Genomic DNA, 21,912 nt, shown 5'->3' with positions numbered 1-21,912 from the left:
CGCCGTATGGTTCGAATACAGTCCCGGTATCGACAGCCCGGTCGCGGGCAGTCTTTCTTCTCAAGGACCTGTCATGAATTCGAACCGCTCCGCCGATCTGGCCGCCTTACTGCTCCGCGTCGCCTTGGGTGTGCTGTACCTCGCCCACAGTCTGCAAAAGATTCTCGTTTTCACGCTGCCCGGTACGGCGCAGTTCTTCGTTTCGATTGGTTTGCCGGGCTGGCTCGGCTATGTGACGGCGTTCGTCGAGCTGTTCGGCGGCATCGCGCTGCTGCTCGGCGTGCAAGTTCGCTGGGTTGCGCTGGTGTTGCTGCCCTTCATGCTCGGCGCGATGTCGCAACATCTGCAAAACGGCTGGGGTTTCGCGTCGCCGCACGGTGGCTGGGAATATCCGGCGTACTGGGCCGTGACGTTGGTGGTGCAGTCCCTGCTTGGTGGCGGAGCGCTGGCGCTCAGTGGTGCCAAGGCGCCGCGCGTGGCGGCTGCTTGACGGACTGAGGCAGTTTGCGCTGGGGGCTAGCCCCGCAGCGGAAAATAAAAAAGCACGCGCTTCACGGCAGCGTGCTTTTTTTATGGCGTGGAGTCACCACGCCACCCCAAGCCGCTCAATACAGTACCATCTGCGTGCAGCGAAACAGGGCCATCGTCTTGCCGTTCGGATCAGTGACCGTGGCGTCCCACACCTGCGTGCTGCGCCCCAGATGCACGCCCTTGGCGACCGCGCGGATCGTGCCTTCGGTCGAAGTGCCGAGAAAATTGCTCTTCAGCTCGATTGTCGTGAAATTGCGCGCCGTCTCGGGCAGATGGGCGAGGCAGGCGTAGCCGCAAGCCGTATCGGCGAGGCCGATCACCGTCGCGGCATGCAAAAAGCCGTTCGGCGCGAGCAATTCCTCGCGCACGGTCAATTCAGCGGTCAGGACGCCTTCCTCCAGCGACAGGACTTGCACGCCCAGCAAGCCGGGCAGCTTGCCCTTCTGACGATTGTGCAGGTGTTCGATGGTGTATTCCGGGCGGAGCTTGCTCATGAAATTCGGGTCCTCGAGGGAAAAATCGGTGGGGCACGGCGGCCGATTCGCCGCTGGGGGCTTCGGCCCCGGTGCATTTGTCGATATTATCAACGGCTGGATCGGCGCGTGAACCTGAAAACGGTACGGATCAGGTCACACGGCGCCAGGTCAACGCAATAGCGCGGCAAACCGGCTGGCGATGCCCAGCCTTCTTTCCGGGAGATTTCATGACGGTGATCGTGGTGGCGAATCCGAAGGGCGGCGTGGGCAAAAGCACGCTGTCCACCAATCTGGCCGGCTATTTCGCCGCGGCCGGCGAATGGGTTGCGCTGGCTGACCTGGACAAACAGCAGTCCGCGCACGCGTGGTTATCGTTGCGGCCCGACACGCTACCGGCCATCGAAAGCTGGGAAGTCAATCAGGACTCGCCGGCCAAGCCGCCCAAGGGGCTGGAGCACGCTGTCATCGACACACCGGCCGGGCTGCACGGCAATCGCATGAGCATCGCGCTGGATCTGGCCGACAAGGTCATCGTGCCGCTGCAGCCATCCATCTTCGATATTCTCGCTACTCAGGAATTTCTCGAGCGGCTGGCGAAGGAAAAAGCGGTCAGGAAAGGCAACATCGAAGTCGGCGTGGTCGGCATGCGCGTCGATGCGCGGACTCGCTCGGCGGAGCAGCTGCATCGCTTCGTCGAGGGCTTGAAGCTGCCGGTGCTGGGTTTCTTGCGCGATACGCAAAACTACGTGCAACTGGCGGCTCACGGGCTGACCTTGTGGGACGTCGCGAAAAGCCGCGTGGAAAAGGATCTGGAGCAGTGGCAGCCGATCCTCGAGTGGACTAACGGGACCAGCAAGGCTTGAGAGGGCGGAGCAGGCGGCATGGCCGCCCGCTGCGTGGAGCCGCGCGGCGCACTTGACGCGGGCGCGGCGGGCGTGGGCTGAACGGCCGGGCGCTCAGGTCCAGTTCTGGGTCGGCACGTGATCGCGGCTGCCCTTGATCTTGTTGTTGTCGTCGACGAACACCAGGTCCGGCTTCCAGCCTGCCTTCAATTCCGCCTCATCGACCACCGCGAACGCCGCGATGATCACCAGATCGCCCAACTGCGCACGCCGCGCGGCCGAGCCGTTCAGCGAAATCATGCCGCTGCCGCGCTCGCCCTTGATCGCGTAGGTCGAGAAACGCTCGCCATTGTTGATGTTCCAGATGTCGATCCGTTCGTTTTCGACAATGTTCGCGGCTTCCAGCAGATCCTCGTCGATCGCGCACGAGCCTTCGTAGTGCAGTTCGCAGTGCGTGACCGCGACGCGGTGGATCTTCGACTTCAGCATGTTGCGTTGCATGGCTAATCCTGTGTGGCTTCGAATACTGGCCGGCGCGTACCCGCCCGGCCTGTGACGGCGTCAGATTTCGAGGTTGTCGATAAGGCGGGTGGCGCCGAGCTTGGCGGCGGCCAGCACGACCAGTTCCGCGTTTGTGTCTTGCGGACCCGGCGGCAGCAGATCCGAGCGCTTGCGCACGGCAATGTAGTCGGGTTGCCAGCCGCGTGCCGACATCTCCGCCATCGCCGCCTGTTCGAGTTTGGCGAAGTCGCGCTCGCCGGAAAGCACCGCTTCACGCATGCGCTTGAGCTGGGCGGCGAGAGCCGGCGCCTCGGCGCGCTCGGCGGCCTGCAGATAGCGGTTGCGCGAGCTGAGTGCGAGGCCGTCGGTGTCGCGCACGGTTTCCGCGGCGATGATGTCGGTGGGCAGCGCAAACTGGTTGCACATGCGGCGCACGATCATTAGCTGCTGGTAATCCTTCTTGCCGAACACGGCGACGCGCGGCTGCACGCACGACATCAGCTTCATCACCACGGTGCACACGCCCTGGAAGAACCCCGGCCGGAATTCGCCTTCGAGGATATCGCCCAGATCGTGCGGCGGATGCACGCGGTACTCCTGCGGCTCGGGATACAGATCCTTCTCCGTCGGTGCGAACAGCACGTAGACGTTTTCCTTCTGCAGCTTGTCGATGTCGGCTTCGAGCGTGCGCGGGTATTTGTCGAAATCTTCGTTCGGGCCGAACTGCAGCCGGTTGACGAAAATGCTCGCCACCACCGGATCGCCGTGCTGGCGCGCGAGGCGCATCAGCGACAGATGGCCCTCGTGCAGGTTGCCCATGGTCGGCACAAAGGCCGTGCGATTCTGGCCGCGCAACTGGTCGCGCAATTCATGGATCGAGCTGATGACTTTCATGATCGGACAGGGATTTCCTCGCGCGGCGCGAGACTGGGTTGACGCGAGACCTCGAGGTGCCGCGCGACCCGCGGTCTCACTTGTAATAACAGGTTCGGAGCGCGGGATTGTAGTGGATTTGTGCGCCGGGCGCACCGCAATGAGGCGCCTGCGGCCAACCTGGCGCGCGTGCCGCATGGCGCACGGGAGGCGTCAGGCCGGCAGGTAGGCGAGGCGCACATAAATCGGCGCGAACGGTTCCGCCTGAGTGATTTCGACGAGCGATTCGCGGCACAACTCGAGCACGGCGATGAAGTTCACCACCACCACCGGCACGCCCTTGCTGGTGTCGAAAAGATCGGAGAATTCGATGAAGCGCGCGTTCTGCAATTGCCGCAGGATCGAACTCATGTGCTCGCGCACCGACAGTTCCTCGCGCGAAATCTTGTGATGCTGGACCAGCTTGGCGCGCTTGATCACGTCGGCCCACGCGGCGCGCAGGTCTTCGCTGTTCACGTCCGGAAAGCGCGGTGTGATGCTTTGCTCGATGTACACCTCGGCACGCAGGAAGTCGCGCCCGAGTTGCGGCAGCCGGTCGATGCGCTGGGCGGCGAGCTTCATCTGCTCGTATTCGAGCAGGCGGCGCACCAGTTCCGCGCGCGGATCCTCGGCTTCATCGCCGCTGTCGGCCTTTTTCACCGGCAGCAGCATGCGCGACTTGATCTCAATCAGCATCGCGGCCATGAGCAGATATTCGGACGCGAGTTCGAGATTGGTCTGGCGCAGCTGGTCGACATAGCCGAGGTATTGCACAGTGACATCCGCCATCGGGATGTCGAGCACGTTGAAGTTCTGCTTGCGGATCAGGTACAGCAGCAGATCCAGCGGTCCTTCGAACGTTTCGAGGAACACTTCGAGCGCGTCCGGCGGGATGTACAGATCCGTCGGCAGCTTGAAGAGCGGCTCGCCGTACAGGCGAGCGAAGGCAATGCCGTCGACGGTGTCCGGTGTCGAATCGGTGGCGGGCGCGGCCAGCGCGGCGTCGGCGGGAGCCGGCGGTACGCCGTGTGCCTCGTCGGCGTGACTCACGCGCTTAGAAATTCTGGTAGTACGAGTAAGGCGTCTGTTCCACGCGCGAGGCTTTCTGCTCGGCGCGCTCTTCCAGATCGATCGGCTGTTTGTCCCACAAGAGCGCGCGGCCGCGGCGTTGTTCGGCTTCCAGATTGGGCTTCTGCTGCTTGAGCTGGTTCAGGAACTGCGTGATGTCCGATTGATACATGACTCGACGTCCGTGGTGTGGGATTGGGTGGCCGCCTGGCGGAAACCGGCAGGGCGCCACTGCTATCCGATAATTTTACCGCATGCGCCGGGCGTGGTCGAAAAATGGCGGCGGCGACGGGCGGGAAGGCGCGCAAATATCCGGAACCAGCGCCCCGTGCCGCGCGTCAAAGGCGGGCGCAATGCCGGTCCGGCCTGTTGCAACGGCACTTTTTGAGATCTCGCGGCGTCCCGCCGATGTGGTCAAATAGCGAGCTTCGGCCGCCGCGGCGCGGCTGGGCAACAGAATTCATCAACTACGGCCGGAGGTCCCGTTTGGCGGGGTGTGCGATCGACAAGCCGCGTCTGCGGCGTGGCAAGGCCGATTCCAGGCGCGGGTATCCGACGCCCCTGCGGCGCTGGCTGCGCGCATGGCTGGCCTTCGGCCTCGTCATGCTGAGCCTCGCGGCCGCCCACGCCCACGCAGCGAAACCGGCCGCCAGCTACAAGGTCGATATCGAAGCCACGCCGCGCTCGCTGCGTAAGCTGCTCGAAGCGCATCTGGATCTTGCGCGTTTCGCCAAACGGCCCGATATCAGCGATGACCAGTTCGAATTTCTGATCACCGCCGCACCCCAGCAGATCCGCGATCTGGCCGCGACGGAAGGCTATTTCACACCGGTCGTGCGTACCGACGTGCGCACCATCGACAACGCGAAACGCGTCACCGTGAGTGTTGATCCCGGTCCGCAAACCCTCATCTCGTCGATTTCGCTGTCGTTTCGCGGCCCGGTGCTGACCGAAGATCCGGCGCAGGAAAATGCCGCGCGCTTCGCGTTTTCGCTGCACGAAGGCGATCCGTTCTCGCAGGGCGGCTGGGACGACGCGAAAAACGCCGCGCTCAAGGCCTTGCAGTCACGCCGCTATCTGGGCGCGAAGATCTATCACTCCGAGGCGCGGGTCGATCCGCGCACGCACGAGGCGACCCTGGCGGTCACTTTCGAAAGCGGGCCGACCTTCACGATGGGCAAGCTCGACGTGTCGGGCACGCGGCGTTATCCGGAACAGATCGTCGACAACGTGAATCCGATTGCCGTGGGCGATATCTACGACGTGCAGCGTGTCACCGAACTGCAGCGGCAGTTGCAGAACACGCCGTACTACGCGAGCGTCGCCATCGACGTGGACAGCGATCCGGCCCACGCGGTCAACACGCCGATGCACGTGAAAGTATCGGAGTATCCCTACAACAGTATTCGCGGCGGGGTGGGCTACTCGACGGACAACGGCCCGCTGGTCCAGGGTTCCTATTCGTATCTCGACACATTCGGCAAGGCGTGGCCGTTTACCGTCTCGGGCCGTCTCGACCAGGTCCAGCAATATGGGCAAATCCAGCTCTCGATGCCGCCGGGGCCGCGGGCGTGGACCAATAGCGCGCTCGCGTCCTATACCACCACCGACGTGTCCGACACCCGCATCTACAGCCTGCGCGGCGGGCTGCAGCGGGCCCGGACCTCGCAATTTCTCGACTACAACTACGCGCTCCTGTACTACCAGGACCGGCTCGATCAGAACGCGGCCGCGCCCACCACCAGCCGCGCGCTGGTGCCGTCCTGGTCGTGGACGCGGCGCAATACCGACGACCCGCTGTTCCCGCGCTCGGGCAATCTGATCCACGTGGAGGCGGGCTTCGCCGTCAAAGGCGCATTGACGGACCAGACCTTCGTGCGCGGTTACGCACGCGGCCAGCAGTACCTGCCGATCGGCAAGGAAGACCTCGTGCTGTTTCGCGCCGAACTCGGCGGCGTGTTCACGAGCGGCAGTTCGAGCGGCGTGCCGGCTTCGCTGCTATTTCGCGCCGGCGGCTCGAATTCCGTGCGCGGCTACAGCTATCAGAGCATTGGTAACAACGTTGCCGGGTCGGTGCTGCCCACCAAGTATCTCGTGACGGCGTCGAGCGAGTATCAGCACTGGTTCAGTCACGACTGGGGCGCGGCCGCGTTCTTCGACATTGGCACCGCCACCGACACCTGGGGCGAAAAGATCTTTTATCCTGGCGTCGGTGTGGGCGCGCGTTGGCGCAGCCCGGTCGGCCCGGTGAATTTCGACGTCGCTTACGGCACTCGCAATAGAAGTGTGCGGCCGTATCTGACGCTGGGCATCGCTTTCTGATGACAACCTGCTTCCACATGATCCACGCATGACCACGGACGTTTCCGCCCACCCGCCCGGACAGCCGCCTGGTGCTCAGCCACCAGGACAGCCGCCCGGAGAGCCGCCGCCACCCGAGGCGCCGCCGCCCCGGCGCGGGCTCGGGCGAGTGTTGCTGAAAACGCTCGCGTGGACGGTCGCCGTGCTGCTGCTGCTGGTCGTGCTGGCGGCCGGCCTGCTGTACGGCGCGCTGACCACTGAGCGCGGTACCGTGTATGCGTGGCAGGCGGCGGTCAAGCTGCTGGGCGGCAAGCTGGGCGGCACGCTCGACAGCGGCACGCTCGCAAACGGCGTGCAACTGCGGCAGGTGCGTTGGCGCAGCCTCGACGGCAGCGGCACCGATATCCAGATCGACCGCGTGGCCGGCCGCTGGGCGCTCACGCGCGAACCGTGGCGGTTTTCCATCGACTATCTGCATATCGGCACGGTGGAGGCGCGCATCGGTGCGTCGTCGAGCAGTAGTGGACCGGTGACGTTGCCGCAGGACTTGCGCTTGCCGATGCAACTCGAGGTGCGCGACCTCCAGCTCGACAAGCTGCGGCTGCACGAGGGCACGTCCACGACCGAATTGTCGCGTTTCGCGTTTCACGGACGCAGCGACGGGCGTCATCACGAGGCGGCGATCGACCGGCTCGACACGCCGTTCGGCGCGGTGACGGCAGCGGCGAAGCTCGACGGCGTGCGGCCTTTTCCGCTGACCGGCGACGTCGGCTATTCGGGCAAGGTCAACGATGAGGCGGTGCAGGTCGGCGGTCATCTGAGCGGCTCGCTCGAGAATCTCGTGGCCGAGCTTGATGCAAGCGGCATGAAGCTCGCCGGCCATGCGCGCGTCGAGGCCACGCCGTTCGCCGACGTGCCTTTGCAACGCGCCACGCTGACTTTCGATCACGTCAATCCGCAAGCCTTTGCGCCCGGCGCGCCGCTGGCTGATCTGGCCGTGCGGGCGGAGTTGCAGCCGGTCGCGCAGGGCGCGGCACCCCCTCCGGCTATAAAAGACGGCAAGCACGGCGCCCACTCCGGGGCGGCCGAAAAAAGCGCTGCGGGTTTCGCCGTTGCCGGCCATGTGTCGATCGTCAACGCCAAACCCGGCGCAATCGACCAGAACCTGGTGCCGCTGATCGATGCCAATGTGGACGTGCACCTCGATGCCCAGGCGCAGCACATCTCGAACCTGAACGTGCGGCTCGTGAAGAACGCGACGCTCACCGGTGGCGGCGTGCTGAGCGGCAAACATGGTCAGTTCGATCTGAAGGTCGCCGGACTGGATCTGAACGCACTGGAAGCGCCGGTGCGGCCCACGCAGCTTTCCGGCTCGATTGGCATCCGCCTGCATGACGACGTGCAAAGCCTCATGCTCGATCTCGCCGATCCGAAAGCCGAGCTGCGCGCCCAGGGCAAAGTCACGTTCGATCCCGCGCGGATCAGTTTCAACGACGTGCGCGTCACCTCGGGCAAAGGCCGTATCGACCTGTCCGGCGCGCTCAAGCACGACGCGAATTCCAACTACAACCTGAAAGCGCAACTGACCGATTTCGATCCGCTGACGCTCGCTTCGCAGATGCCGGCGCGCACGCCGGTGGCCGGGCCGGCACCGGCGGCAAGCCGTGCCGCAGACGGCAAGGCCGGGCAGGCCGGCAGCACGGCTGGCGCGAAAAGCGCGGCGCCGGCCGACAAAGCCGCCGCCGTCGTGAAAAACACCGCCAAGGCGGCGGTCAAGACCGAAGTACTCCAGCGCAAAACGCCGCCACCCAAGCGCAGCGCGCCACCGGCCCACAAGATCGAGGCGCGCGTGAGCGGTACGCTGACCGCGGCCGGCATGCTCGGCCCGGTCTTCACGACCAAGGCTGAATTCAAGCTGGGTCAGAGCGTGTACGACGGCCTGCCGCTCACGGGCGGCGGGACGATCCAACTCGCGGGATCACGGATTCTGCCGAGCCGCGCGAACCTCTCGGTAGCGGGCAACCAGGTGGACCTGCAAGGCAGCTTCGGTGCGCGCGGCGACCGGCTGAAGTTTCGCGTCGACGCGCCGCAACTCGAACGGCTCGGTTTCGGCCTCGCGGGCCTGATCGCCGCCGACGGCGACCTGACCGGCTCGTTCGCGCATCCAAACATCGAGCTGAACTACAAGGCCGACAGCGTGGTGTTCGGCAGCGACCGCATCGGCCACGCGGAAGGTCACGCCGAACTGCGCGATGGCGCGAACGGCGCGCTCGTCTTCACTACCGACGCGCGCAATCTGAGCGCGGGTGGTGTCGATCTGAGTACGCTCACGGCGCGCCTGTCCGGCACGCGCGCCAATCACACGCTCGAAGCCGCGGCCACCGGCAAGCTGCAGGAGCGCCCGCTCGATCTGACGCTCGCCGCCAACGGCAAGCTGACCGACGCGCGCGACGGCACGCGTTGGGACGGCAGCGTGACGCGCCTGCAGAATCGCGGCATCCCGGCGCTTAATCTCGAGTCGCCGCTGGCGGTCAGCGTCGGGCCGAGCCGGCTGACTCTTGGCGCGACGCGTCTGACGCTCGAAGGCGCGGTACTGAGCCTGAAAACCTTCGCGTTCGACCACGGCAAGATTCAGTCGACGGGCAGCCTGACCGGCATTTCGATCGCGCGATTGCAGGAAACGCGGCGCCAGTTCACCGGCACGCCGCCTGCCGTCAAAACCGACCTGGTGTTCGATGGCGACTGGGACTTCGCCCTCGGCAACACGGCAAGCGGCCACGTTCAGCTCAAGCGTCACAGCGGCGACGTCACGGTCGAAATTGGCCGCGGCCTGACCTCGCTGGGCATCCAGGATATCAGCGCGCGCGCCGAATTCAGCGGCGGCAACCGGCTCAATGCCACCGTGCATGCGCAGGCGAGCCGGATCGGTGTGATCGACGCGGACGCGCATACCACGCTGGTCGCGCGCGACGGTTTCCTGACCGTCAACGAAGAGGGTGCGCTAACAGGTAACGTGAACGCCAACGTGCCGTCGCTGAAGACAACGGGCGGCCTGTTCGGCCCGAGCTATCTGCTCGACGGCCACCTCGCGCTCAAGCTCGCGCTCGGCGGCACGGTCGCCAAGCCGAATCTGACCGGCTCGCTCCTCGGCGACGGCCTGTCCGCGACGCTGGTCGACCAGGGCGTGCAACTGAAGGACGGCGTGGTGCGCATCCTGCTGTCGCAGAATCTGGTGGACTTCCAGCAGGTGGAGTTTCATGGCGCGAGCGGCACGCTGCGCGCCACCGGCCGCGTGCGCCTGGACGGCGCGGAGCCGGATCTGACCGCGAGCATCGTCGCGGACAAGCTCGAATTGTTCGCCGCGCCGGATCGCAACCTGTCGCTGTCGGGCAGCGCGAGTGTCGCCAATGCCGGCGCTGAGGGCGGCATGGCGATCAACGGCAAATTCGTGGTCGATCACGCGCTGTTCGACATGCCGGAGCAGTCCGCGCCGAAGCTCGGCGACGACGTGGTGGTGGTGCGCCCCGACGGCACGGTGGCCGGCGAGCGGCCACAGCCGGTGCCGGGCACCAACAAGCCGGTCGGCCCCTTCGCGCCGCGCGCCAATATCGACATCGGCCTCGGCAACAGTTTCCGTTTCCGCGGCATGGGCGCCGACCTCGGCCTCGCCGGCACGATCACCGCGATGAGCGCGCCGAATCTGCCGCTGCGCGCGGTCGGGAACGTGCGGGTCACGCCGGGTTCGACCTACACCGCGTTCGGCCGCAAGCTCAATATCGAGAACGGCTTCTTCACGTTCAACGGTCCGGTGGCCAATCCGGGCATCAACATCCTCGCCATGCGGCGCAATCAGCAGGTCGAAGCGGGGGTGCAGGTCACAGGCACCGTCCAGTTCCCGACGGCTAAGCTGGTGTCGGAGCCAAACGTGCCGGACAACGAAAAGCTCTCATGGCTGCTGTTCGGCCACGGCACGGATCAGGGCAACAACCTCGGCCAGCAAAGCACCATGACCACGGCGCTGGCGCTGCTCGGCAGTGCGAGTGGCAAGCGGATCGCGCAGACGTTCGGGCTCGACGAGTTTTCGATCGGACGCAGCGAGGTTGGCCTGACCGATCCGCAGGTGGTGATGGTGTCGAAGGCGATTAACGAATGGCTCGTGATTGGCTACGAGCAGGGGCTGCAATCGGCGAGCAACGCGATCAAGGCGACGATCAACCTGACGCGGTACTGGTCGGTGGCGGGCTACGGCGGCACGTTCGACGGGATCGAACTGCTGTACACCCGGCGTTTCGACCAGATCCGGTGGTGATGCGGCGGGTGCGAGTCCAGGTTTTTGCGCAGAGATAAAAAAACGGCACGCTTTTTACAGCGTGCCGTTTTTTCATTCGCGCCAGCGGTTCGAGACGCGCCGCGTCTTACTTCACGCGCATGCCCGGCTTCGCGCCGCTATTGGGTTCGAGCACGTAGAGGCCCGGTTCGGCTTTCTCGTCGGCTGCGGACGCTGCCAGCACCATGCCTTCGGACATGCCGAATTTCATTTTGCGCGGCGCGAGGTTCGCGACCATCACCGTCAGCTTGCCAACCAGTTGCTCCGGCTGATACGCGGACTTGATGCCCGAAAACACGTTGCGGGTTTTCTCTTCGCCGACGTCGAGCGTCAGTTGCAGCAGCTTGTCCGAGCCTTCCACGGCCTTGCAGTCGACAATCTTCGCAACGCGCAAATCGATCTTGGCGAAGTCGTCGATCGAGATGATGCCGGGCGTGTCGTCCTTCTCGGCGGCGGCCGTTTTTGCCGCCTTCGCTTGCGTTTTGGCGTTGGCCGGTGCCGTGGCTTCCGGTGCGGTAGCCTGCAGCGAATCGCGGTTGGCGGCGAGCAGCGCTTCGATCTGCTTAGGATCGACACGCGTCATCAGGTGCTTGTAGGCGTTGATCGGGCGCGTGGAGCTGAGCGGCACGTTGGCGTCGGCCCATACCAGCGGCTCGATGCCGAGGAAGGCTTCGACCGCTTCGGCCAGCTTCGGCAGCACCGGCTTCAGTGCCAGCGACAGCAGGCGGAACGCCTCGATGCTCACGGTACAGGTTTCATGCAAGGCGGCGCCGTTCGCCGGATCCTTGGCCTGATCCCACGGCTTGGCGGTGTCGACGTAGGCGTTCACCGCGTCGGCCAGTTCCATGGTCTGACGCAGCGCGCGGTTGTACTCGCGCGCCTCGTAGTTCGCGGCGATTTGCGGCACAGCGGCGCGCAGTGAGGCGAGCAGCGGATGCTGCATGGCGCCGTCCTGCACGCGGCCCTCGAAGCGCTTGATCAGGAAGCCGGCCGCGCGGCTCGCGATGTTCACGTATTTGCCGACCAGATCGCTGTTCACGCGCGCCTGGAAGTCGTCGAGGTTCAGGTCGAGGTCTTCCATCGTGCTGTTCAGTTTGGCCGCGAAGTAGTAGCGCAGCCATTCCGGATTCAGGCCGGTGTCGATCACGCTTTGCGCGGTGATGAAGGTGCCGCGGGACTTCGACATCTTTGCGCCGTCCACGGTCAGAAAACCGTGCGCGAATACGTTGGTCGGCGTGCGGTGGCCCGAAAACTCGAGCATGGCCGGCCAGAACAGCGTGTGGAAATACAAAATGTCTTTGCCGATGAAGTGATACTGCTCGGCCTTCGAACCTTTGCGAACCCACGCTTCGAAGTCGAGGCCGCGCTTTTCGGCGAGGTTCTTGAAGCTCGCGTAGTAGCCGACCGGCGCGTCCAGCCACACGTAGAAGTACTTGCCCGGCGCCCCCGGGATTTCGAAGCCGAAATACGGCGCGTCGCGCGAGATGTCCCAGTCGGCGAGCTTGGCCTCGCCGGCGTCGCCGAGCCACTCGCGCATCTTGTTGGTGGCTTCCGGTTGCGCCAGACCGCCCACCCATGCGCGCAGGAAGTTCTCGCAACGCGGATCGGAGAGACGGAAGAAGTAGTGGGTCGACGTCTTGCGAATCGGCGTGGCGCCCGAGACGACCGAGTACGGATTGACCAGCTCGGTGGGCAGATAGGTCGAACCGCATACTTCGCAGCTGTCGCCGTACTGGTCTTTGGCGCCGCATTTCGGGCATTCGCCCTTGATGAAGCGATCCGGCAGGAACATTTCCTTGACCGGGTCATACGCCTGTTCGATATCGCGCGCCTCGATCAGGCCCGCTTCCTTGAGGGCCAGATAGACGTTTTCGCTGAGGACGCGGTTTTCCTCGGAATCGGTCGAGTAGTAGTTGTCGAACGAGATACCGAAGCTGTCGAAGTCGCGCTTGTGCTCCTGCCAGACGCGATCGATCAGCTGCTTGGGCGTGAGACCTTCCTTTTCCGCGCGCAGCATGACCGGCGTGCCGTGCGTGTCGTCGGCGCCCACATAGTAGACCTCGTGCCCGTGCATTCGCAACGTCCGGACCCAGATGTCCGTCTGGATATATTCAACCAGATGGCCAATATGGATTTGCCCGTTCGCATACGGAAGGGCCGACGTGACGAGAATCTGGCGACGGCCTGACGGCGCGCCTGCGGAGAGATCGGTTGCGGGTGCTGACATAAGGATGGTGGGAGCCTGCGGTGGGACGAAAGGTTGATTCTAGCAGGGCAGGCGTGCCGCGCGGGTTGGGCCGCTTGGAGCACGGTCTGGCATATGGCGGAGTGGGGCGGTGTGTCCCCAAGGCGACTTCCTGCGGCGTGCACCTCAAGGGGAGCCCCTGCGATGCGAAATCCGCGCGCCCAAAAAAAACCGGGGCTATTAACCCCGGAGCAACAACGACAAGAGGAGAATGGTGACGCGGCGGCATCGCCAGCCACGTACCGTAAATAGAGACAGCGGATTTTCGAGAGAGTTCGAAATTTTTTCGTCTCTCGTGCGAGATTCCGTTTCGCCCCCTCGCGACGGCCTGTCACAGCCCGCGGAGCGCCGGTGATTCAACCCCCGGCGCCCGGCTTCCCCATTCTCCTGATCCCTTGTCCTTACTGCGTGGTGTGCTGAGCCGTAGCGCGCAGATAGATTTCCACGCGACGGTTGGCCGCACGGCCGGCTTCGGTGTTGTTGTCGGCGATCGGCTGGGTCGCGCCCATGCCGCTTGCCGACAGGCGTTGCGGCGCGATACCGCGCTGGCCGAGGTAGCCCGTCACGCTTTCGGCGCGATTGACCGACAGCGTCTGGTTGTAAGCCGCCTGGCCCGTGCTGTCCGTATGGCCGACCACTTGCGCGATCACTTCAGGATTCTGCTGCAGGGTTTGCGCCAGTTGATCCAGCACCGGTGCGAACGACGGCTTGACCGCGTAGCTGTTGGTGTCGAACGTGACCGAGCTCGGGATGTTCAGCTTGAGCGAACCGTCCGGCTGTTCGGTGATCTGCGTGCCAGTGCCCTTGGTGGCGCCCGACAGCTTGTTGTGAATGGCTTGCCAGTTGTAGCCGGTGATGCCGCCCACTGCAGCGCCCGCGCCCGCGCCGATCGCCGCGCCCTTGCCGCCGCCGAAGATTGCGCCGATCGCCGCGCCGGTGGCGGCGCCCACGCCCGTACCGACGGCCGTGTCAGTGCCCTGTTGGGTGGCGCAGCCTGCCAGCAGCGAACCGGCAACGGCGAAGACAGCCAGGCGAGTCATGAGTTTTGCATTCATTTTTAGGTCCTCTTGAGGGTGTAGCGAGTCAGGGCAAGTAAGACGGCATCCAACTATCAATCTATACGCCGAACATGACGGCAGTAAACCGTCCCGCTCGACGATACGACAAATCCTACGCCGCATTCTTCCCCGTCTGATAGTGAAGAAGGGTCTTCCGGCAGGGCTTGGCGCCAGCCACTACAATAATGACTGAAGCACGCAGCGATGTGGCCCCATGGCGTTCCGCCTGCCCGAAGGGTGCCCGGCACGCGTGGTTTACGCAATGCTGTCTAACAATTTTTTTCAAAATCCGACGCGTGGCCGAGACTTCGATTCCGCTGCGCCGCAGGTGTTCCCCACGGAGTGTCAATGAGTATCGATCGGGCATTGGTTGACGCCGCCCTCGCGGCCGTCGCCGACCCCAACACCGGCCAGCCCTACGCGGCGGCAAAGAACATCCGCAATGTCGCCGTGCAGGGTGACACAGTCAGCGTCGAAGTGGTACTCGGCTATCCGGCCATGCGCCAGTTCGACGCCATCCGCACGCAGTTCGCCGATGCATTGCGCGCTGTGCCCGGCGTCGCCGACGCGCGTGTCCAGGTGTCCCAGCAGATCGCCGCGCACACTGTGCAGCGCGGCGTGAAACTGTTGCCGAACGTCAAGAACATCGTTGCGGTGGCTTCCGGCAAGGGCGGCGTCGGCAAGAGCACGACCGCCGTCAATCTCGCGCTGGCGCTGGCGAGCGAAGGCGCCTCGGTCGGCATTCTCGACGCGGACATCTACGGCCCGTCGCTGCCGATGATGCTCGGGATCGAGGGCCGCCCCGAGTCGCCCGACGAAAAGTCGATGAACCCGATGCGCGGCCACGGCTTGCAGGCCAACTCGATCGGCTTTCTGATCGAGCAGGACAACCCGATGGTATGGCGCGGCCCCATGGCCACTTCCGCACTCGAACAGTTGCTGCGGCAGACCAACTGGCAGGACCTCGACTACCTGATCGTCGACATGCCGCCGGGCACCGGCGACATTCAGCTGACCTTGTCGCAACGCGTGCCGGTGACGGGCGCCGTGATTGTCACGACGCCGCAGGACATCGCGCTGCTCGACGCGAAGAAGGGGCTCAAGATGTTCGAGAAGGTCGGCATTCCGATCCTCGGCATTGTCGAAAACATGGGCATGCATATCTGCTCGAACTGCGGCCACGAGGAGCATGTGTTCGGCGCCGGCGGCGGTGCGCGCATGGGCGCGGAATATGGCGTCGACGTGCTCGGCAGCCTGCCTCTCGACATCACGATCCGCGAGCAGGCCGACTCCGGCAAACCGACCGTGGTGGCGGACCCGCAGGGACGCATCGCGGAGATCTACAGGACCATCGCGCGCAAGGTGGCGGTTCACATTGCCGAGCGGGCTCGCGACATGACCTCGAAGTTTCCCAACATCGTCGTCCAGAACACCTGAGAATTCGTCGGACCTCGGGGGCGCGTCGTGCGCGGCGAGAGGTTGGGCTGCGCTCTCGAGTAGCCGTTCGGACAAGGGTTCGAGGCGTCTATTTGCGCCTGGTCTCGCGGTATCATGTCGACTTCACCAGTTCGGTCCGGCCGCCGCAGGGGCGGCAGCCAGGCCGGCAAGAGGATCGCATGGGAAAACGAATCGACGGGCACGCGGTGCATGCGTTCATCGTCCTGGCCGCCGGCAGTGTGCTGCTATGCGGCTGTAGCACGTTCCTGAGACCACAGGAAAAGCGCGCTGACGCTCAGTTGCTGCCTACCGTGGGCAATCAGGCGCGCGGCCTCGTCACGTTCATCGAGCGCTCGGACGGCGTGCAAGTCACCTACAATCTCGCAGGCCTGCCGGCCAACAGCGACCACGCCTTGCAAATTCACGAACGCGGCGACTGCAATGCCGCCGACGGCTCCAGCGCCGGCCAGGTGTTTTCGCCGGCCGCCGAGCGTCTGAAGGCGGGTGCCCGGGTCGAAGGCGATCTGGGCAATATCCATGCGGATGCGAATGGCGTGGCCACCGGCTTCATCGTCGCGCCGGACGTCGCGCTCGACGGCATCCGCTCGGTGTTGCAGCGCGCCGTGCTGCTGCATCACGACGCGTCCGACCCCTACGCCTACGCACAGCATGGCGCGGGCCCCGCGCTCGCGTGCGGCGTGATTCGCCAGTGAGCGGCGCGCGCCGTGTGTTCGCAGTTCCAGCGCACCTTGAAGGCATGTCGCCAGGCTGCTCTCAACCAGGCATAGACTGGTTCTCCAACCCCGCCCGCGGCAGCTGGCTCATGTTCGCGTAAAATAAACGCCTTTCGTTCGGCCACCGGCCGGGAAAGCGCCGTTGTGGGCTTGCAGCACGCGCCGCGCGTCTGCGCGAGGCCTGCTTCAGCGGCACGCCGGCCGGGCGCGTACCAGAAACCGGCTCTCGCCAAGCGCGCCGTTTGCCCGAACGCGGTTTGCCAAAAGTTGCCCGGCACTTACCGGGTTGTTATCCGTCACACACCTGTCATTCACGTCGAGCAGCGTTTACCTATGACTATCAAATCCGACAAGTGGATCCGACGCATGGCCGCGTCGCACAACATGATCGAGCCGTTCGCCCCCGATCAGGTCCGCGTCTCCGAAGATGGCCGGAAGATTGTCAGCTACGGCACCTCGAGCTACGGCTACGACATTCGCTGCGCCGACGAATTCAAGATCTTCACGAATATCAACTCGACCATCGTCGATCCGAAGAACTTCGACGAGAAGTCGTTTGTCGACTTCAAGGGCGATGTCTGCATCATCCCGCCGAATTCGTTCGCGCTGGCCCGCACGGTCGAGTATTTCCGGATTCCGCGCAGCGTCCTGACCGTGTGTCTGGGCAAGTCCACCTATGCGCGTTGCGGGATCATCGTCAACGTGACGCCGTTCGAGCCGGAATGGGAAGGGCACGTCACGCTGGAATTCTCGAATACGACACCTTTGCCTGCGAAAATCTACGCGAACGAAGGCGTCGCCCAGGTGCTGTTTTTCGAAAGCGACGAAATTTGTGAGACGTCGTACGCGGATCGCGGCGGCAAATATCAAGGTCAGCACGGCGTGACGTTGCCCAAGACGTGACGTCCGCAGCGTACTGACCCACCAGCTATTCGGGTGACCGCTGCACTGACTCAAGGCAGCGGTCGTTCTTTTTGGAGAATCGCCCATGAAGTTTCGTTTTCCCGTCGTCATCATCGACGAAGATTTCCGCTCCGAGAACATCTCGGGTTCCGGCATTCGGGCTTTGGCCGAGGCTATCGAGAAAGAAGGCGCGGAAGTGCTCGGGTTGACGAGCTACGGCGATCTGACTTCGTTCGCGCAGCAGTCGAGCCGCGCCTCGTGCTTCATCCTCTCGATCGACGACGACGAACTGCTGCCGTATACCGACAATGTGGTGGTGGAAGGCGAAACGCCGGAACTGGCCGCGGCGATCATCGCGCTGCGCGCGTTCGTGACGGAAGTGCGCCGCCGCAATGCGGACATTCCGATCTTCCTGTACGGCGAAACGCGCACCTCGCGCCACCTGCCGAACGACATCCTGCGCGAACTGCATGGCTTCATCCACATGTTCGAGGACACGCCGGAGTTCGTGGCGCGCCATATCATCCGCGAGACCAAGGTGTACCTGGATTCGCTCGCGCCGCCGTTCTTCAAGGAACTGGTGCAGTACGCGGACGAAGGCTCCTACTCGTGGCACTGCCCTGGGCACTCGGGCGGCGTGGCGTTCCTGAAGAGCCCGCTCGGCCAGATGTTCCATCAGTTCTTCGGCGAGAACATGCTGCGCGCCGACGTGTGCAACGCGGTCGACGAACTCGGCCAGCTGCTGGACCACACTGGCCCGGTCGCGGCGTCCGAGCGCAATGCCGCGCGCATCTTCAGCGCGGACCACGTGTTCTTCGTGACCAACGGCACGTCCACCTCGAACAAGATCGTCTGGCACGGCACGGTGGCGCCGGGCGACATCGTGCTGGTGGACCGCAACTGCCACAAGTCGATCCTGCACGCGATCACCATGACCGGCGCGATTCCGGTGTTTCTCACGCCGACGCGCAACAACTTCGGCATCATCGGTCCGATTCCGCGCAGCGAGTTCGAACCGGAGAACATCCGCAGGAAGATCGAGGCCAATCCGTTCGCCCGCGAAGCGCTCGCGAAGAACCCGAACCTCAAGCCGCGTATTCTGACGATCACGCAAAGCACGTACGATGGCGTGATCTACAACGTCGAGATGATCAAGGACATGCTGGGCGACTGGCTCGACACGCTGCACTTCGACGAAGCCTGGCTGCCGCACGCGGAATTCCACGAGTTCTATCAGGACATGCACGCGATCGGCGCGGGCCGTCCGCGGATCGGCGCGCTGGTGTTCGCCACGCACTCCACGCACAAGCTGCTGGCCGGTATTTCGCAGGCTTCGCAGATCGTCGTGCAGGATTCGAAGGAGAGCCGCTTCGACAAGCATCGCTTCAATGAAGCGTATCTGATGCACACGTCGACCAGCCCGCAATACGCGATCATCGCCTCGTGCGACGTGGCCGCGGCGATGATGGAAGCGCCGGGCGGCACCGCGCTCGTCGAGGAATCGATTGCCGAGGCGCTCGACTTCCGCCGCGCGATGACCAAGGTCGACGCCGAGTACGGCGACGACTGGTTCTTCAAGGTGTGGGGCCCGGATCAGTTCGCCGAAGAGGGCATCGGCTCGCGCGAAGACTGGATGCTGCGCCCGGACGACGCATGGCACGGTTTCGGTCCGCTGGCCGAAGGCTTCAACATGCTCGACCCGATCAAGGCGACGATCGTCACGCCGGGTCTGGACATGGACGGCGGCTTCGGCGAGTCCGGCATTCCGGCCGCGATCGTCACGAAGTATCTGGCCGAGCACGGCATCATTGTCGAGAAGACGGGGCTGTACTCGTTCTTCATCATGTTCACGATCGGCATTACCAAGGGCCGCTGGAACTCGATGGTCACCGAACTGCAGCAGTTCAAGGACGACTACGACAACAACCAGCCGCTGTGGCGCGTGCTGCCCGAGTTCGTTTCGCATCATCCGATGTACGAGCGGGTCGGCCTGCGCGATCTGTGCCAGCAGATTCACAGCGTCTACCGCGCGAACGACATTGCGCGCCTGACGACCGAGATGTACCTGTCGAGCATGGAACCGGCCATGAAGCCGTCCGACGCGTTCGCGAAGCTAGCGCACCGCGAGATCGACCGCGTGCCTATCGACGAACTCGAAGGCCGTGTCACGTCGATTCTGTTGACGCCGTATCCGCCGGGCATTCCGCTGCTGATTCCGGGCGAGCGCTTCAACAGGACCATCGTCAACTATCTGCGTTTCGCGCGCGAGTTCAACGAGCGTTTCCCGGGTTTCCACACGGACATCCACGGGCTTGTCGCTGAAACGATCAACGGGCGCGTCGAATACTTCGTCGACTGCGTGCGCGCCTGACGATGGGGCGAGTGATGTCCCGGTTGGGCGTCGGCGGACGGCGGCGCGCGTGGTGCGCGCTGGTCGTCGCATCGGTGGCGTCGGCGGCGGTGTTCGGCGTGGTGTCGCCTGCCGCGCACGCCGAAGTCGCCGCTGCCGATCCGATCGACGCGTCGATGCGAACGTGTCTGGCGCGCAGCGACATGTCGTCGACAACGGGACAGGTGCAGTGCATGGACAACGCGCGGATCGCCTGGAAGACCGCGCTGGACAACGCGTGGCAGCAGCTTCAGCCGAAGTTGCCGCCCGCGCAGCGCAAGCTGTGGGAAAAGAGCCAGACGAGCTGGCAGGCGTCGCGCGAGGTAGAAAAGCAATTGCTGACGGCCGTGTTCGCGACGACGCACGGCTCGATGTACGAGATCGCCGAAGCCGATATGCAGTTGCAGCCGGTGCGCGACCGGGCGCTCGCGCTGCGTAGCGCGGTGGCGCAGGCCAGCGCCGGCGGCGGCGATCCGCCGGTCCGCCCGCGCGCGTGCCGCGCGGATGCGCAATGCGAACATGCGATGTTCGATCTGAACCGCTACTACCGGCGCCTGGAGTCGAAGATGCCGGCGCGCTTGCGTCCGACGCTGACGCGCGCGCAGAAGGCTTGGGGCGCCTATCTCGACGCCACCACGCCGGTAATCGACGAGCACAGCCGCATCGATATCATCGGTGCACGCGTGGCGACGCTCAAGCGCCTGTCGGAAACGGTCGGCAACAGTTGAGCGCGCCCGGCGCGTTTCTGGCCCGGCTTGCTTAATTGAGGATGTAGCTTTGCTCTTCCGCGCTCGGTAGCGCTGCAGATGCCGGTTCTCCGAGCAGATCCCGCATGGCGTCCTCGATCACGATGGACATCGTGTTGAGTGCGAGGTCGTTGTCGTCAGTGCCGAAGGGTTCTTCGATCTGCGATGCGATGGCTTCGTGCGCCATGAAGGTGTACGCGACGAACACCGCGAAGACCGGCGTGAAGATGCCGATGCTGTCCACCAGGCCAAACGGCAGGGACGCGCAGAAGAAGTACACCGTGCGGTGAATCATCACCGAGTAGGCGAACGGCAGCGGCGTCGAGGCGATACGCTCGCATCCGCCGATCACATCCGAGATTCCATTCAGATTCCGATCGAAGGCGATAACAGCTATTGGATCGATCGCGCCTGCTTGCGCGTGGCGTTGCACCCATTCGCCGAGGGCGAGCAGCAAGGTTGCCGGTTTGTAGCGCGACGCTATGACGCGCTCGAAGAGCGCTCGGGGCAGGCGATCTGCGAGGTCTTCGCGCGGATCGCTCTGGCGCAGTTGATGACGCAGCGCGTGGGGGAGGGCGCCGAGCGCTGTGAGGAATTCTTTGACGTCTTCTTTTGCTAATTGCTTTGTTGGCAGTGTGAGGGCCTGGCGGGTGAGCGAGCGCGACTCGTTCAGCAATTGTCCCCAGAGTTTGCGGGCTTCCCACCAGCGGTCGTAGCTGGCGTTGTTCCGGAAGCCGAGAAAGACCGCGAGGGCAATGCCGACAAGGGAGAAAGGCGCGGTGGTGTTCAGGTTTAGCGAGATCGGCAGCAGGTGGTCGTGGGCGGCGACCGCGATGATCGAGATGCAGAAGATCAGGGCCAGGCGCGGGAGCAATTGTGGGAGAACGGAGCCTCGCCAAGCTAGCAGCATGCGGAACCAGTGGAGGTGGGGGCGGATGATCATTGCTGGGTGCTTTTTGCCTGCGGCGGTGGGGGTTCTATTATCGCTTTTTTGGGTTTTGGGGCGGTGTGCCTTGTGGTGTTGGCCTTTCCTTGGTCCGTTAGTGGTTTGTTTGTGGGGTTTGTTGGCCTTTCCTTGAATTCACGGTGGTCTATTAGCGTTGCCCCTGTGCGGGGCGGCACCTACTTTCTTTGCCGCGGCAAAGAAAGTAGGCAAAGAAAGCCGCTTCACACCGCAAATTCTTAAGCGGGTCCCCTGGCTTGGAGGGGGTAGTGGTGCATTTGGAATCTGCCGTCTCGCGTACTCCGCGTTCGTGGCAAGGCCGTCATACTTCCCGCCTCGCGCTACGCGCTCGCCGGAACGGTTCGCCCGAAAAACCAGTGGCTTCGTTAGAGGTGGTGGAGGCCCTCGGCTTCGCCCCGGCGAGGTGCCGGAGTGGGCCGAAAATTTGATAAGTATGCCGAATCGATGGGCTGACCAAGGTTTGATGAAGTACAGCAGC

Annotated in this window: 17 protein-coding genes; 9 read left to right on the top strand and 8 right to left on the bottom strand. The window is 64.1% G+C overall.

Annotated features, from left to right (window positions below; translation table 11 throughout):
• Nucleotides 1–73: 73 nt before the first annotated feature.
• Entirely contained in the window at nucleotides 74–490 is a 417-nt protein-coding gene (locus tag A6V37_RS38295) for a DoxX family protein (RefSeq protein WP_064269048.1), read from the top strand.
• A 115-nt stretch (nucleotides 491–605) separates the two neighbouring features.
• Here A6V37_RS38295 and A6V37_RS38290 read toward each other — a convergent pair whose 3' ends face one another.
• Nucleotides 606–1,025: a PaaI family thioesterase gene (locus A6V37_RS38290; protein ID WP_064269049.1), complete on the bottom strand. Its 420-nt coding sequence runs from the start codon at nucleotides 1,023–1,025 to the stop codon at nucleotides 606–608.
• A gap of 209 nt (nucleotides 1,026–1,234) precedes the next feature.
• On the opposite strand from A6V37_RS38290, the gene A6V37_RS38285 reads away from it, so the two are divergent.
• The gene (locus tag A6V37_RS38285) at nucleotides 1,235–1,870 is read left to right on the top strand and encodes a ParA family protein (protein WP_064269050.1); all 636 of its coding nucleotides are present in this window, start codon (nucleotides 1,235–1,237) and stop codon (nucleotides 1,868–1,870) included.
• 93 nt (nucleotides 1,871–1,963) lie between these two features.
• On the opposite strand, the gene panD is transcribed toward A6V37_RS38285, so the two are convergent.
• The 4 genes from panD to A6V37_RS38265 form a co-directional block, all read right to left on the bottom strand.
• A complete protein-coding gene (gene panD / locus A6V37_RS38280; protein ID WP_012432059.1) occupies nucleotides 1,964–2,350 on the bottom strand; it encodes an aspartate 1-decarboxylase in 387 nt (128 codons plus the stop codon).
• Between the two features lie 60 nt (nucleotides 2,351–2,410).
• Nucleotides 2,411–3,244, bottom strand: a complete 834-nt coding sequence (gene panC / locus A6V37_RS38275) for a pantoate--beta-alanine ligase (RefSeq protein ID WP_064269051.1) — start codon at nucleotides 3,242–3,244, stop codon at nucleotides 2,411–2,413.
• 192 nt (nucleotides 3,245–3,436) lie between these two features.
• Complete coding sequence (locus A6V37_RS38270) at nucleotides 3,437–4,312, bottom strand: segregation and condensation protein A (protein WP_064286940.1); 876 nt, start codon at nucleotides 4,310–4,312, stop codon at nucleotides 3,437–3,439.
• A 4-nt stretch (nucleotides 4,313–4,316) separates the two neighbouring features.
• Nucleotides 4,317–4,502 (bottom strand): DUF3460 family protein, encoded by a 186-nt coding sequence (locus A6V37_RS38265; RefSeq protein WP_007175923.1) that lies wholly within the window; start codon nucleotides 4,500–4,502, stop codon nucleotides 4,317–4,319.
• 314 nt (nucleotides 4,503–4,816) lie between these two features.
• Here A6V37_RS38265 and A6V37_RS38260 point away from each other — a divergent pair, with 314 nt between their 5' ends.
• Together A6V37_RS38260 and A6V37_RS38255 are read left to right on the top strand one after the other, a co-directional pair.
• Nucleotides 4,817–6,652: an autotransporter assembly complex protein TamA gene (locus tag A6V37_RS38260; RefSeq protein WP_064269053.1), complete on the top strand. Its 1,836-nt coding sequence runs from the start codon at nucleotides 4,817–4,819 to the stop codon at nucleotides 6,650–6,652.
• Between the two features lie 28 nt (nucleotides 6,653–6,680).
• Nucleotides 6,681–10,940, top strand: a complete 4,260-nt coding sequence (locus A6V37_RS38255) for a translocation/assembly module TamB domain-containing protein (protein WP_064286939.1) — start codon at nucleotides 6,681–6,683, stop codon at nucleotides 10,938–10,940.
• A 106-nt stretch (nucleotides 10,941–11,046) separates the two neighbouring features.
• Here the strand turns inward: A6V37_RS38255 and metG are convergent, their stop codons facing one another.
• Both metG and A6V37_RS38245 read right to left on the bottom strand, forming a co-directional pair.
• A complete protein-coding gene (metG, locus tag A6V37_RS38250) occupies nucleotides 11,047–13,185 on the bottom strand; it encodes a methionine--tRNA ligase (RefSeq protein WP_064269055.1) in 2,139 nt (712 codons plus the stop codon).
• Between the two features lie 419 nt (nucleotides 13,186–13,604).
• The gene (locus A6V37_RS38245; protein ID WP_064269056.1) at nucleotides 13,605–14,258 is read right to left on the bottom strand and encodes a YiaD family glycine zipper/OmpA-like lipoprotein; all 654 of its coding nucleotides are present in this window, start codon (nucleotides 14,256–14,258) and stop codon (nucleotides 13,605–13,607) included.
• Between the two features lie 351 nt (nucleotides 14,259–14,609).
• Between A6V37_RS38245 and apbC the strand changes: the two genes are divergently transcribed.
• The 5 genes from apbC to A6V37_RS38220 all read left to right on the top strand — a co-directional run bounded on the left by apbC (nucleotide 14,610) and on the right by A6V37_RS38220 (nucleotide 20,452).
• Nucleotides 14,610–15,698, top strand: coding sequence for an iron-sulfur cluster carrier protein ApbC (gene apbC / locus A6V37_RS38240; protein ID WP_064269057.1), 1,089 nt, complete (start codon nucleotides 14,610–14,612; stop codon nucleotides 15,696–15,698).
• A gap of 179 nt (nucleotides 15,699–15,877) precedes the next feature.
• Nucleotides 15,878–16,411: a superoxide dismutase family protein gene (locus A6V37_RS38235; protein ID WP_064269058.1), complete on the top strand. Its 534-nt coding sequence runs from the start codon at nucleotides 15,878–15,880 to the stop codon at nucleotides 16,409–16,411.
• Nucleotides 16,412–16,765: 354 nt separating this feature from the next.
• A complete protein-coding gene (dcd, locus tag A6V37_RS38230; protein ID WP_012432068.1) occupies nucleotides 16,766–17,335 on the top strand; it encodes a dCTP deaminase in 570 nt (189 codons plus the stop codon).
• An 85-nt stretch (nucleotides 17,336–17,420) separates the two neighbouring features.
• Nucleotides 17,421–19,706, top strand: coding sequence for an arginine/lysine/ornithine decarboxylase (locus tag A6V37_RS38225; RefSeq protein WP_064286938.1), 2,286 nt, complete (start codon nucleotides 17,421–17,423; stop codon nucleotides 19,704–19,706).
• Between the two features lie 14 nt (nucleotides 19,707–19,720).
• Nucleotides 19,721–20,452 carry a lysozyme inhibitor LprI family protein gene (locus A6V37_RS38220; protein ID WP_242665829.1) on the top strand — a complete coding sequence of 244 codons (732 nt, stop codon included), beginning with the start codon at nucleotides 19,721–19,723 and terminating at the stop codon, nucleotides 20,450–20,452.
• A gap of 31 nt (nucleotides 20,453–20,483) precedes the next feature.
• Here A6V37_RS38220 and A6V37_RS38215 read toward each other — a convergent pair whose 3' ends face one another.
• Nucleotides 20,484–21,413 carry a bestrophin family protein gene (locus A6V37_RS38215; protein WP_064269061.1) on the bottom strand — a complete coding sequence of 310 codons (930 nt, stop codon included), beginning with the start codon at nucleotides 21,411–21,413 and terminating at the stop codon, nucleotides 20,484–20,486.
• Between the last annotated feature and the right edge of the window lie 499 nt (nucleotides 21,414–21,912).

Origin of the sequence: Paraburkholderia ginsengiterrae, assembly GCF_001645125.1 — a bacterium.
Taxonomy (GTDB): domain Bacteria; phylum Pseudomonadota; class Gammaproteobacteria; order Burkholderiales; family Burkholderiaceae; genus Paraburkholderia; species Paraburkholderia ginsengiterrae.
Note: the sequence above shows the minus strand (reverse complement) of the source record. Positions and strands in the feature narration are given on the sequence as shown.

What these genes read in the sequence shown, in the direction of transcription:
- A6V37_RS38295 (WP_064269048.1), top strand. Translation starts at nt 74, where the DNA reads ATGAATTCGAACCGCTCCGCCGATCTGGCCGCCTTACTGCTCCGCGTC.
- A6V37_RS38290 (WP_064269049.1), bottom strand. Translation starts at nt 1,025, where the DNA reads ATGAGCAAGCTCCGCCCGGAATACACCATCGAACACCTGCACAATCGT.
- A6V37_RS38285 (WP_064269050.1), top strand. Translation starts at nt 1,235, where the DNA reads ATGACGGTGATCGTGGTGGCGAATCCGAAGGGCGGCGTGGGCAAAAGC.
- panD (WP_012432059.1), bottom strand. Translation starts at nt 2,350, where the DNA reads ATGCAACGCAACATGCTGAAGTCGAAGATCCACCGCGTCGCGGTCACG.
- panC (WP_064269051.1), bottom strand. Translation starts at nt 3,244, where the DNA reads ATGAAAGTCATCAGCTCGATCCATGAATTGCGCGACCAGTTGCGCGGC.
- A6V37_RS38265 (WP_007175923.1), bottom strand. Translation starts at nt 4,502, where the DNA reads ATGTATCAATCGGACATCACGCAGTTCCTGAACCAGCTCAAGCAGCAG.
- A6V37_RS38255 (WP_064286939.1), top strand. Translation starts at nt 6,681, where the DNA reads ATGACCACGGACGTTTCCGCCCACCCGCCCGGACAGCCGCCTGGTGCT.
- metG (WP_064269055.1), bottom strand. Translation starts at nt 13,185, where the DNA reads ATGTCAGCACCCGCAACCGATCTCTCCGCAGGCGCGCCGTCAGGCCGT.
- A6V37_RS38245 (WP_064269056.1), bottom strand. Translation starts at nt 14,258, where the DNA reads ATGAATGCAAAACTCATGACTCGCCTGGCTGTCTTCGCCGTTGCCGGT.
- apbC (WP_064269057.1), top strand. Translation starts at nt 14,610, where the DNA reads ATGAGTATCGATCGGGCATTGGTTGACGCCGCCCTCGCGGCCGTCGCC.
- A6V37_RS38235 (WP_064269058.1), top strand. Translation starts at nt 15,878, where the DNA reads ATGGGAAAACGAATCGACGGGCACGCGGTGCATGCGTTCATCGTCCTG.
- dcd (WP_012432068.1), top strand. Translation starts at nt 16,766, where the DNA reads ATGACTATCAAATCCGACAAGTGGATCCGACGCATGGCCGCGTCGCAC.
- A6V37_RS38225 (WP_064286938.1), top strand. Translation starts at nt 17,421, where the DNA reads ATGAAGTTTCGTTTTCCCGTCGTCATCATCGACGAAGATTTCCGCTCC.
- A6V37_RS38220 (WP_242665829.1), top strand. Translation starts at nt 19,721, where the DNA reads ATGTCCCGGTTGGGCGTCGGCGGACGGCGGCGCGCGTGGTGCGCGCTG.
- A6V37_RS38215 (WP_064269061.1), bottom strand. Translation starts at nt 21,413, where the DNA reads ATGATCATCCGCCCCCACCTCCACTGGTTCCGCATGCTGCTAGCTTGG.